Source organism: Archangium sp., from assembly GCF_036388035.1.
Classification (GTDB): domain Bacteria; phylum Myxococcota; class Myxococcia; order Myxococcales; family Myxococcaceae; genus Archangium.
Genome location: NZ_DASVSO010000011.1, coordinates 1 through 11576, shown reverse-complemented (window position 1 = coordinate 11576; position 11576 = coordinate 1). Strand labels below are relative to the sequence as shown.

Genomic DNA, 11576 nt, shown 5'->3' with positions numbered 1-11576 from the left:
CCACAGGGGGTGACCACCTTCAACAACAACCTCATCCGCCCGTCGAGCCACGTGGGGCTGCATCCCCAGCTCGTGGAGTACGACATCACCAAGGCGGATGGCTCCAACGTTGGAATCAACCGCACCCAGACCACCCCGCCCGGTGGCCAGTCCGTCTACCGCTGGTATGCCGGTGACATCAGCGGGTTCTTCACCGGGGTGAACACCCGGAGGGTCCGGCTCGTGGCCACGCCGCTGGAGTTCGGCGGCGTCAACCTCATTCCCGCCGACAAGATCAAGCAGGGCCAGAAGTCCCTGGTGGGCGCCCTCATCATCGAGCCCCCGGGGACGGCCTGGCGCGAGGACGCGGGCCGGCGGACCTCGGCGAGTGTCGGCCCGGACGCCAACCGGGATGGTGTGCCGGACAGCATCGCCTTCCGTGACTTCGCGGTGGTGTGGCAGAAGCAACTGAGTCACCGCTACCGGGATGGCACGGCCGTCGAGAACATCGAGGCCGAGGGCGTCGTCGCCGAGGATCCCCAGGACTCTGGCCAGATGGCCATCAACTACGGGTCCGAGCCGCTGTGGTTCCGCTTCGGCCTGCGCCCCAACGCGCCCTTTGGCAACGAGCCCGGAGGCCTGGGGGCCGTGCCGAACGCCCACGCCGCCTACAGCAACAGCCTGGTGGGAGGAGACCCGGCCACCCCGGTGTTCACCGCCGCGCCCGGCCAACAGAGCCGCCTGCGACTGCTGGAGCCGCACGGAGGCTTCCGCGGCTCCGTCTTCCGGCTGCACGGGCATGTCTGGCAGCGGGAGCCGTACGTGTGTCCGGGCTCGGCCCATCTCGGCCTCCCGGGCAAGTGCCTCCCCACCGAGCTGCCCTCCCGGGGGCTCGGTCTCAATCCCCTCGGTATGTACATCGGCGCCCAGGAGAACTTCCTTCCCTACTCGCACTACGAGGTCCTCCTGCCCAGCGCCGGTGGCGCCAACGCGGTGCCAGGGGACTACCTGTTCCGGGACTACCAGAGCCTCGGCAACCTGAGTGGCCAGTGGGGCCTGCTGCGCGTGCAGTGAGACCGAGACACCCGAGGAACTCCACCATGCAACCGCACGACAACGCCCCCTCCCCCCCGAAGTTCCTCCGGCGAGCCGCCCTCGCCGGAGTGCTCCTCGCCTGCATGGCCCTGGCCGGGTACGCGGCCGTCACCGCGAGGGGACGCGAGCAGCCAGCACCCGCGGCGCCACCGGCGGCGGCACCCACGCCGGTGGCCGTCCCCCAGAAGCTCGTGAAGGGCGGCGCCGTGGTGGAGTTCTCCGCCCTGCCGCCCGGGAGCACCGGAGCGGAGCCTCGGCCGCTGATGGAGGGCGACTACACCGAGGTCCGTTTCCGCATGACCGATGCCACCAGCGGCCTGCCGATGCGGGGCCTGTCCCCCTCGGCCTGGATGGACGTCGGCCGCGCGCTGCCGGGCGCACCGGAGGAACAGCAGCAATGCAAGGACCGGGTCGCGCTCTACCTCAAGGGACTCGTCGGCGTCCGGCCGCTCGTCGACCTCAACAGCTACTACCTGCTGGTGTTGAACCAGGATGCCAGCATCTCGGTCATCGACCCGCTCGTCGGGATGACGGGCAAGACGAGCCTCTACGCCACGGTGGTCATGGAGCGTCCCGGCGCCGATTGGATCAAGAGCCGCGATGGACGGTGGCTCTTCGTGTCGATGCCGCGGGCGGGGAAGGTCGCCGTGGTGGACACGGAGACCTTCCGGGTCAAGGCGCAGGTGGAGACCGGCGAGGAGCCCATGCGGGTCGCCCTCCAGCCCGACGGGCGCTACCTCTGGGTGGGCAACGACGCCAGCTCGGCGGGCGAGAGCGGCGTCACCGTGCTCGACACCGAGTCCCTGAAGCCCGTGGCCCGCATTCCCACCGGGCGCGGGCACCATGAGCTCGCCTTCACCCAGGATGACCGCTACGCCTTCGTCAGCAACCGGGACGAGGGGACGGTGTCCGTCATCGACATCGCGAAGCTCGAGAAGGTGAAGGACCTCAAGACCGGCCCGCTCCCCATCTCCCTGGCGTTCTCTTCCCTCTCCCAGGTGCTCTACGTGGCGGACGGGAAAGACGGGACGATCACCGCCATCGACGGCTCACGGCTCGAGCAGGTCTCCCGGCTCTCCGCGAAGCCGGGGCTGGGACCGATGCGCTTCTCCCAGGACGGGCGCTGGGGCCTCGTGGTCAACCCCTCCGAGCACGTGGTGCACGTCATCGACGCCACGGAGAATCGGCTCGCGCACACGCTCTCCGTGAGCGGTCAGCCCTACCAGCTGGGCATCACCCGGGCGTTCGCCTACGTGCGCTCCCTGGACTCCGAACGGGTGGGGATGATCAACCTCTCCACCCTGGGCGGTGAGCAGCCCAGGGTGCAGGGCTTCGCCGCGGGAGCGACCGCGCCCAACCTCGCGGGAGACCTCAGCATCGCCAGCTCCATCTCCCAGGCCTCCACCGAGGCGGCTGTCTTCGTGGTCAACCCGGCGGACAACACCACGTACTTCTACATGGAGGGCATGAACTCTCCCATGGGGAGCTTCGGCAACTACGGGCACAACGCCCGCGCGGTGGAGGTGGTGGACAGGAGCCTGAAGGAGGTCGAGCCCGGCGTCTATGCCACCCACCTCAGGATTCCGGCGGCGGGCAAGTACGACGTCGCGTTCCTGTTGGACTCGCCGCGGGTGCTGCACTGCTTCAGCCTCGAGGCGAAACCGAACCCCGCCGTGAAGCACGCGCTCGGGGCGCTCGAGCTCCAGTACCTGGACTTTCCCACCCGGGTGCCCGCGGGACAGACGCCGCGCCTGCGTTTCACGCTCGCCGAGGCGGAGACCCACCAGCCCGCGACCGGGTTGAAGGACGTGAAGGTGCTCACCTACCTCGCGCCCGGAAGGCATCGCGCCGAGGTGAGCGCCCGGGAGGTGGAGGCCGGGGTCTACGAGGTGGAGCCGGCACTCGCGGGCGCTGGCGCCTACTACGTCTACGTCTCGGTCCCCTCGAAGAAGGTGCGCTACGGCGGCCTGTCGTACCGCACCCTCTGGGTGGAAGGGACATCGCACGCGAACCAGGAGGAGTCCCGTGTCACACGAGCGCGTTAGCCCCCAGGTCGCGAGTCTTCTCACGCTCCTGCTGCTGGCGGTTCCCACCCACTCCCTTGGAGCGGACGGGCACTGTGCCCACCGGAAGGAGGAGCCTTCCGCCACGGCGCCCACTGCTACCGCGCCTACCACCGAGGTCCGTCTCGTCGACGCCGGGCTGATGGACCAGAGCGGTGCACAGGTCCGGTTCAAGAGCGACGTGCTCGCCGACAGGATCGTCGTCATGGACTTCGTCTTCACCACCTGCACCACGGTGTGTCCCGTCCTCTCGGCGGTCTTCGCCCGGGTCCAGGGCCGGCTGGGCGAGCGGCTGGAGAAGGAGGTGCGGCTGGTGTCCGTCTCCGTGGATCCCACCCAGGACACGCCGGCGCGCTTGAAGGCCTACTCCGCCAGCCACCGGGCGAAGACCGGGTGGACGTGGCTCACCGGAAGCCCGGAGGACATCAAGCAGGTGCTCGAGGGACTGGGGGCCTATACGGCGAACGCCGCCAACCACGCGCCCATGGTGCTCGTGGGCGACGTGCGCACCGGGCGTTGGGTGAGGCTCAACGGGTTCCCCAGCGAGGAGCAGATCCTCGCGAAGGTGGATGAACTGGCCGCGAACCGCCGTGAGGCCACTCCCGTGGCCGCGAAGAGGAACTGACCCATGACGATGCCGTGCAAGACGCTGCTCCTGCTGGCCCTGGTCCTCGGTGTCCACGCGCGGGCGGCGGAGGGTGGAGCCGGCGCGCGCACCACCCCCTCGGCCGAGGAGAAGGCCCGCGCCTGGTTCACCGACACCGTCCTCGTCACACAGGAGGGCAAGCAGGTCCGCTTCTACAGCGACGTGTTGAAGGATCGGGTGGTCGTCATCTCCTTTCTCTTCACGCGCTGCAACACCGCCTGCCCGATGATCGCCGCCCGGCTCAATCAAATCCGGGCGCAGCTCGGCGAGCAGTTCGGGCGCGAGGTGTACTTCATCTCCATCAGCGTGGACCCCGAGCACGACACGCCGCAGCGGCTCAAGGAGTTCGCCCTCAGGCAACAGGCGACGCACGCGGGCTGGACGTTCCTCACCGGAAGCAAGGAGGACGTGAACCAGGTCATCGCCCGGCTCGGCCAGTACGTGGAGAACATCGAGGGACACTCCACGCTCCTCATCGCCGGCAACGAGAAGAAGAAGCACTGGACGAAGATCCGTCCGGACGCGCCCGCCTCGGCCGTCGCCGAGCGGGTGCGGCTCCTCGCCGGGGAATGAGGAGATGAGCTCGATGGGTCCCCGGTTCCTCGCCCTGCTCCTGGGCACGCTGTCTTGCGGCGCCGCCGCGGCTCCGGCTCCGCTCACGCCCCGGGAGCTGGCGGGCAGGAAGATCTACTTCGAGGGGGCGAGCTCCTCGGGCGGGGACATCTCCGCGACGCTCGGTGCCGGGGTCCGCCTGCCGGGCTCCGCGGTCCCCTGCGCCAACTGCCATGGAGAGGACGGCGCGGGCCGGCCCGAGGGCGGACTCCTGCCGCCGGAGATCACCTGGGCGGAGCTCACCAAGCCGTATGGCCACGTCCACCCGAGTGGCAGGAAGCACCCGGCCTTCGACGACAAGAGCGTGGCCCGCGCCATCTCCGAGGGCTTCGACCGTGGCGGAAACCGGTTGGATGCCGCCATGCCGCGCTACTCGATGTCCTGGGAGGACATGACGGGCCTGCTCGCGTACCTCAAGCGCCTGGAGGACGACGGCGCTCCCGGGATGACGGACTCGGCGCTGCGGCTCGGCGTGGTGCTGCCCCTGCGAGGTCGGCTCGCGGAGCCCGGTCGGGCCATGAGAGGGGTGCTGGAGTCCTGGCTCGACGAGGTCAACGCCTCGGGAGGGATTCATGGCCGCAAGCTCGAGCTGGCCGTCGCCGGGTACGACAGCGACCAGGAAACGGGCCTGGCCAGCCTCCAGCACCTGCTGGCCCAGGAGCCCATCTTCGCGCTGCTGTCCGGCTGGGTGCCGGGAGCGGAGAAGGAGCTGGCCGAGCTGGCCGAGCGGGAGAAGCTGCCCCTCATCGGGCCCCTCACGCTGTTCTCACGGGAAGGCGATGCGCCGAACCGGCATGTCTTCCATCTCCTCGCGGGCCCCCAGGAGCAGGCCCGCGTCCTCGTCGAGTACGCCGCGAAGGAGCTGCACCTGGACGACTCCCCGGTCGTCATCCTCCACCCCCACGACGAGGGGCTCTCCGAGACCGCCCGCGCGGCACGGGCCCGCTTCCAGGAGCGCGGCGCGAAGCGGGTGGAGGTGCTCCGATACGAGCGGGGCCGGTTCAATCCAGCGGTGGTGGCGGACCTGAAGCGCAAGGGCACCCGGCTCGTCATGTTCCTCGGCAACGACACGGAGCTGGCCGCGCTCACCGCGAGGGCGCGGGCGCTCGGTTGGGCTCCCTACCTGCTGCTCTCGGGGAGCCTCTCGGCCAGGGCGGCGGTGGAGGCGCCGGCACTCTTCCAGGGACGCATCTTCGTCGCCTACCCCACCCTGCCCTCGGACGAACAGGCGCGTGCCCGGGAAGCCTTCTCGCGATGGAGCGCGCGCACCCATGCCACGCAGGCACACCGGATGGCCCAGGTCTCCGCGTTCACGGCCGCGCGGGTGATGACCGAGGGGCTGCGTCGCACCGGCAGGCAGTTGAGCAGGAAGAAGCTGATCGATCAGCTCGAGGGGCTGTATGCCTTCGAGACAGGACTGGTGCCGCCCTTGAGCTACGGGCCCAATCGACGGGTGGGCGCGCTGGGCTCCTATGTCGTCACGGTGGACCTCACGGCCCGGAGCTTCCGGCCGGTCACCGGGTGGATGGCCCTGACCGAACCGTAGCCGTCTCGAGCTTGCTCCTGGGCGAGTTCCTCCAGCGAGCGCAGGCGCAGTCTGTCCCAGAGGGAGAAGAATCATGTTGCGTATGCCGAAGTCGCACTGGAAGCGCGCTGCCTTCGTGGTGTGTGGAGCCCTCCTCGGACTGGCACCGCTCGTCTACGCGGAGAGCCAGCCCGACGAGCAGCAGCAGCCCCCAACCCTGAGGGCTCCCACCAGGCCTGGGAAAAACGTCCGCTCCGACTCCGAACGTCGGAGCGGGAAGCTCGCCCTGATGGCCAACCAGTTCTTCCTGACCTGCGTGCTGGACCGGCCCAACCAGGTACAGCGCTTCGCCCTCCACTGCCTCGCCACTCCGCATATCGAAGCGAAGATCGCCGACTGCTGCATGGCGGGTGACCACTGGCAGGTGAAGGTGAAGACCTGGGATCCCCGGCCCAACGAGGCGATCGCGAGCAGCCCGGGGGGAGAGGGCGAATACAGCATGCCCGCGCGCGTCTTCTCCTACAGCCACGACTGGGACATGCGCGCGATCGTCGAGTGCAGCTACCTGCACGGCACCAGCGTGTTCCCGATCGAGGCCGACATCCTCGTGGAGACGGGTGGGAGCACCTGCACCGTGCAGCAACTGGGAGCCTTCGACTAGCAGGAGCCCGAGCGGCTTGGACCACTGCTGGACCCTCCTCCCCGGTCGCTGCTGACAGCGCTCGAGCCCCCGCGCTAAGCCTCGGGGCCGGAGGAGGGAACCCATGACGGAGATGAGCTATCGGACGGCGCTGGTGACGGGGGCCTCCAGCGGCCTGGGACGTGGTCTGGCGCTGTGGTTGGGCAAGCGCGGTGTGAAGGTGTACGCCGCCGCGAGGCGCCGCGCCCACCTGGAGGCACTCGCGCAGGAGGCGCGGGCGACCGGCGCCCACATCGAGCCCGTGGAGTTGGATGTCTCCCACGCGGAGGCCACGCTCGAGCGCATCCGCGAGCTGGACGCGGCCTGTGACGGGCTGGATCTGGTGGTGGCCAACGCGGGTGTGGGAGGGCAGACCCACGCCCTGAACTTCCCCTGGGAGCACGCGAAGAAGATCATCGACGTGAATGTCACCGGGGCCGTGGCCACGCTGTCCGCCGTGCTGCCGCGAATGGTGGAGCGCAACCGCGGGCACCTGGTGGGCGTCTCCAGTCTGGCGAGCTGCCGGGGCCTGCCCCACAACGCCGCCTACTCGGCCTCCAAGGCCTTCCTCAACACCTTCCTGGAGAGCCTGCGGGTGGATCTCCACGGCACCGGGGTGCGCGTCACCTGCATCAAGCCCGGCTTCGTGAAGACCGAGATGACGGCCGGCACCCAGCACATCATGCCCTTCCTCCTGGAGACGGAGCCGGCCGTGGAGTTGATGGCCCGGGCCATCCTGCGCGGGGAGGACGAGTACGGCTTCCCGTGGCAGATGGCCCGCGCCGTCGAGGTGGCGAAGCTGGCACCCAACCTCCTCTTCGACGTCGTCGCGAGCAAGGCGCTCTGAGCCCGAAAGGTCTCCAGGCCGGGAGGCGCGCTCAGCGCGTCTCTTCCCCCAGGGGAAGCTCCACGATGAAGGTCGCGCCCTGGCCGGGCTCGCTCTCGACCCGGATGGACCCACCGTGGCGCTCGACGATCTCCCGCGAGATGTAGAGCCCGAGCCCGAGCCCGCTGATGGAGTTGGCGGAGGTCGCGCGCTCGAATCGCTGGAAGATGCGCTCCTGGTTCTCGGCGGAGACCCCCGGGCCCTGGTCCCGCACCTTCACCAGGGCGCGAGGGCCCGAGCGATGGACGGTGACTTCAACGGGTGAGCCCTGCCCGTAGCGGATGGCGTTGGTGATGAGGTTGGTGAGCACCTGCTCGATTCGAAAGCGGTCCCAGGCGCCTTCGACCGCTTCGTGGCACTCGCACGAGAGCAGAGCGCCGCTGGCACTCGCTTGAACGACCAGGCGATCCACGACCTCGTGGGCCAGCTCACAGAGATTGAACCGCTCCGGCGTGAACGTGAGCTTTCCGGTCGAGAGGCGGGAGATGTCCAGCATGTCGTCCACCAGCCGGGTCAGCCGATGGACGCTCTTCTCCGTCTGCGCCACGAGCCGGGTCACCCGTGCGGGCTCGAAGGCCTCCGGACGGCCGAGCTCGATGTTCCGCTTCATCATCTGCGTCTGGAGCTGGATGGAGGTGAGCGGGGTCCTGAGCTCATGGGAAGCGATCGACAGGAACTCGTCGCGAGCACGGATCGCCTCCTCGAGCGCCTGTCTGATCTTCTTCTGCTCGGTGATGTCGTGGGCGAGGATGACGGCGCCGCGAATCTCTCCCGTCTCGGAATCACGGTCCGGGACGAACTCGACGTCCTGGACGGAGTACTCACCCGAGGGCTTGCGCAGCACGTTCTCATACCGGACCGCCTCGCCGGCAAGCGCGCGCTTCTCGTACGGCTCCGCCAGACGTGCGGTCTCCGCGGTCGTGAACTCGTGGCGCTTCCTTCCCCGCATGTCGGAGAACTTCAAGCCGTACCAGCGCTCGTAGGTCCGGTTGGCGAACTGATAGCGCCCCTCGCGATCGATATAGGAGACGAAGGCGGGGAGGCGATCCGTGATGAGGCGCAGCTGCTCCTCGCGTCGGCGAACGGCATCCTCCGCCTGTTTGCGCTCGGTGATGTCGTTGCCCACCACCACGAGCCCCCGCACGGTGCCGTCCGCGCCCAGGTCCGGCAGGTAACGCACCTCCAGGTGGCGCAGCTCCCCCTGGGCGTTTCGCCTCCCTGTCTCGAACCGCATGGCTTCCCCGGACAAAGCGCGCTGATGCAGCGGGTGTACCCGGGCATACAGCTCTTCTCCCAGGAACTCCCGGGTGCGCAGGCCGACGATCTCCTCGGCTGACTTTCCGTACCATTGGGCGTAAGCGCGGTTCGCGAACCCGAGGCGCTCCTCCCAGGTGATGTAGCCGATGAGGTCGGGAATCGCCTCCATGACGAGCGCGAGCAGCTCCTGGCTTCTTTGAATCGCCTCGCGCGCGAGCACGTGCTCGGTCACGTCGATCCCCATCAGGATCAACCCCTGGACACGACCGGCCTCATCGAAATGAGGCGTGAACGTGTAGGTGTAGTAACCGAGCTTCATGGCACCGTCGACGGTGCGGAAGTTGAGCGGGACCTCCTTTTGTTCGACCCGTCTTCCCGCGCGATAGGCCTCCTCGAGCTGCTCGAAGATGCCGGTCCCCTCCAGCTCCGTGAACACGCTGCGAAGCGGGAGGCCCAGGTACTCGCGCGAGCTGAAGAAGAGCCGCTGGTATTCGTCGTTGGCGAACTCGAAGCGGAGCTCGGGACCGTGAACGATGGCGGTCGCGGCGGTCGCGGCCTTGAACGCGGAGATGAGCCGCTCACGCTCGCCCGATCTCAACCTCTCGGTCTCGGTCCGCGCGTGTTGGAACCCGGTCGCGGCTTCGCGCAGCCCTTCCTGGACGAGCTCGAGGAGGGGCGGGATGCCTCCCAGCGCCGCTGGCGCTTCCCGTTGGAGCACCTCGAGCAGCACCGACTGCAGGATCTGATACTCCTGGAGCACGTCCGCGAGCGTGTAGGCACCGAGCTCGGACCGCTGTCGTCCGTGCGCTCGCGCGAGCCGCCGGTTCTCCTGGTGCACACGCCCCCCTGGATGGAGCACCCCCTCGAGCAGGTTGTCCAAGAAACCGGGAAGGTGCTCTTGAAGCGCCGCGGCGGTCATGGCCCGGGAGGCGGTCACCGCCTCGTGGACGCGCTCCCTCCAGACCTCGAGGAGTTCCGACCTTCTTCGCCGGAGGAGTTCCGCCATGGACCGCGCCTGTGCCGGAGGCGGACTGTTGTCGTGACTCAAGCGCTCGCCTCCTTCCAGATCGCCTCGAAGCGGGAGCCCCTTAACATAGTCGTGCGCCGTGTGGCCTTCGCACCCTGGGCACTCGCTCCACCCCCCTGGGAGCGAGTGCCCTCACGAAGTCACAGGTCCAACAACTCCCCCACGTCGCCTTCGAGCGGCGTGCGCCGGAAGGCGCGGTCCTGTGCGTGCAGGACCATGGGCAGCCCGTGCTTCGGCGAGAAGCTGGCCAACACCTTGCGGTCCACCCGGTGCCCGGGTACCCGCTCGAAGCGGAAGCGCGGCAGGAGCGAGGCCAGCGTGAGGCCAATCTCCTGCATGGCGAAGCTGTAGCCGATGCACATGCGCGGGCCCCCGGCGAACGGGATATAGGCGTACGGCTGCGGCTCCAGCGTCTCCCAGCGCGAGGGCAGGAAGCGATTCGGCTGCGCGTACAGCTCCGGCATCCGGTGGGTGACGAAGGGGCTGTAGCGCACCTCGGTGCCCGTGGGGAACTCCACCCCCCCCAGCTCGAAGGGGGCCATGCCGCGCCGCGAGCTGAAGGGCGTGGGCGGCAGCAGGCGCAGGCTCTCCTTGATGACCCGGTCGAGCAGCGGGAGCTTTGGGAGTGACTCGGCCGTGGGGAGCTGTCCCTGGAGCACGGATTGGAGCTCGTCGACCACGTTGGCCAGCACCTCCGGGTGCTGCTCCAGGAGGAAGAAGGTCCAGGTGAGCGCGTTGGCGCTGGTCTCGTGACCGGCGACGTACAGCAGCGCGATGTGGCCGAACAGCTCCTGCTCGCTCAGCGAGCCCCCCTCCTCGTCGGTGGCGCTCATGAGGACCGACAGCACGTCCTGGCCCGGGCCCAGGCGACGCCGGCGCGCGATGATGTCGCGGATGACTTCCTCCACCTGCTCCGAGAGTCGCAGCAGCGTCCGGAAGGGCGTCAGCGGCACGTCGCGGGGAAAGAGGTGGACCGGAGCGCTCGCGTACAGGCCCAGCCACTGCTTGAGCAGCCCTCCCACCCGGTCCATCTCATCGAAGTCGTCGAGGCCGAACAGCGCGCGCGTGACGACCCGCAGCGTGAGCAGCATCATCTCGTGCGACAGGTCCCGGACCTCTCCGGCCTTCCAGTGTGCGGTCGAGCGCTCGATGACCTCGTGCATCAACCCCTGGTAGCCCTCCACCCGCTTGCGCTGGAAGGCGGGCATCATCCGCCTGCGGTTCTGCTTGTGCCGATCCCCGTTCATGTTGACGAGGCCCGTCCACAGCCGATGGAGCGAGGTGCCTTCCGGGCAGATGCGCTGGAGGTCGGGGTTGTAGAACAGCGTGGTGTCCGACAGCAGCCGCTGGTTGTGCTCGGGGCCGAAGGCGAACACCATCCCTCCCGGCCCTCCCGGCCGAACCAGCGTGCCGTAGTCGCGGTAGAGAGACAGCATCCGGCCGAGGGGATCCCGGTAGAATTGCACCTTCGTGCCGAACGCACCGAACACGGGGGGCGGAGGCGGACCGGGAACGGCCAACTGCTTCTGCATGGGTGTCAGCTCCTGATGGGGCGTGGGGGCGCCCTCACGAGCCACATCATCCCCCATCTCCACCCGGACGGTTTTCACCGAGCGTGGAACCCACGGTGCACGCCGAGCCCGCAAAAGCGAAGGGCGGGGCCCCAGTGAGGAGCACCCGCCCTGCTTCGAGCAACCGCCGGACTGCTTAGCGGATGTTGCCGATGATGGACTTCTGCGTCTCACCGCGCATCTTGATGACGTTGGAGATCATCTGGACCATTTCCGAGTAGTTCTGCAGCTCGTAC

8 protein-coding genes and 1 pseudogene are annotated in these 11576 nt (G+C 68.6%); 7 read left to right on the top strand and 2 right to left on the bottom strand.

Annotated features, from left to right (window positions below):
• From VF697_RS00415 to VF697_RS00385, 7 genes and pseudogenes are all read left to right on the top strand, one after another.
• A pseudogene (locus VF697_RS00415) lies at nt 1-1053 on the top strand (hypothetical protein); the annotation flags it as partial.
• A gap of 26 nt (nt 1054-1079) precedes the next feature.
• Complete coding sequence (locus tag VF697_RS00410) at nt 1080-3119, top strand: YncE family protein (RefSeq protein ID WP_331091105.1); 2040 nt, start codon at nt 1080-1082, stop codon at nt 3117-3119.
• Nucleotides 3100-3762 (top strand): SCO family protein, encoded by a 663-nt coding sequence (locus tag VF697_RS00405; RefSeq protein WP_331091103.1) that lies wholly within the window; start codon nt 3100-3102, stop codon nt 3760-3762. The genes VF697_RS00410 and VF697_RS00405 overlap by 20 nt, the downstream gene beginning before the upstream one ends.
• A 3-nt stretch (nt 3763-3765) precedes the next feature.
• The gene (locus VF697_RS00400; protein ID WP_331091101.1) at nt 3766-4356 is read left to right on the top strand and encodes an SCO family protein; all 591 of its coding nucleotides are present in this window, start codon (nt 3766-3768) and stop codon (nt 4354-4356) included.
• A gap of 13 nt (nt 4357-4369) precedes the next feature.
• Entirely contained in the window at nt 4370-5941 is a 1572-nt protein-coding gene (locus VF697_RS00395) for an ABC transporter substrate-binding protein (protein ID WP_331091099.1), read from the top strand.
• 73 nt (nt 5942-6014) lie between these two features.
• On the top strand, nt 6015-6581 hold the full coding sequence (locus tag VF697_RS00390) for a hypothetical protein (protein ID WP_331091097.1): 567 nt from the start codon (nt 6015-6017) through the stop codon (nt 6579-6581).
• A gap of 103 nt (nt 6582-6684) precedes the next feature.
• Nucleotides 6685-7446 (top strand): SDR family NAD(P)-dependent oxidoreductase, encoded by a 762-nt coding sequence (locus VF697_RS00385; RefSeq protein WP_331091095.1) that lies wholly within the window; start codon nt 6685-6687, stop codon nt 7444-7446.
• A gap of 31 nt (nt 7447-7477) precedes the next feature.
• On the opposite strand, the gene VF697_RS00380 is transcribed toward VF697_RS00385, so the two are convergent.
• Nucleotides 7478-9748, bottom strand: coding sequence for a PAS domain-containing sensor histidine kinase (locus tag VF697_RS00380; protein ID WP_331091093.1), 2271 nt, complete (start codon nt 9746-9748; stop codon nt 7478-7480).
• A 161-nt stretch (nt 9749-9909) separates the two neighbouring features.
• Nucleotides 9910-11301, bottom strand: coding sequence for a cytochrome P450 (locus VF697_RS00375; RefSeq protein ID WP_331091091.1), 1392 nt, complete (start codon nt 11299-11301; stop codon nt 9910-9912).
• Nucleotides 11302-11576 lie beyond the last annotated feature (275 nt).

What these genes read in the sequence shown, in the direction of transcription:
- VF697_RS00380 (WP_331091093.1), bottom strand. Translation starts at nt 9,748, where the DNA reads ATGGCGGAACTCCTCCGGCGAAGAAGGTCGGAACTCCTCGAGGTCTGG.
- VF697_RS00400 (WP_331091101.1), top strand. Translation starts at nt 3,766, where the DNA reads ATGACGATGCCGTGCAAGACGCTGCTCCTGCTGGCCCTGGTCCTCGGT.
- VF697_RS00375 (WP_331091091.1), bottom strand. Translation starts at nt 11,301, where the DNA reads ATGCAGAAGCAGTTGGCCGTTCCCGGTCCGCCTCCGCCCCCCGTGTTC.
- VF697_RS00390 (WP_331091097.1), top strand. Translation starts at nt 6,015, where the DNA reads ATGTTGCGTATGCCGAAGTCGCACTGGAAGCGCGCTGCCTTCGTGGTG.
- VF697_RS00385 (WP_331091095.1), top strand. Translation starts at nt 6,685, where the DNA reads ATGACGGAGATGAGCTATCGGACGGCGCTGGTGACGGGGGCCTCCAGC.
- VF697_RS00395 (WP_331091099.1), top strand. Translation starts at nt 4,370, where the DNA reads ATGGGTCCCCGGTTCCTCGCCCTGCTCCTGGGCACGCTGTCTTGCGGC.
- VF697_RS00410 (WP_331091105.1), top strand. Translation starts at nt 1,080, where the DNA reads ATGCAACCGCACGACAACGCCCCCTCCCCCCCGAAGTTCCTCCGGCGA.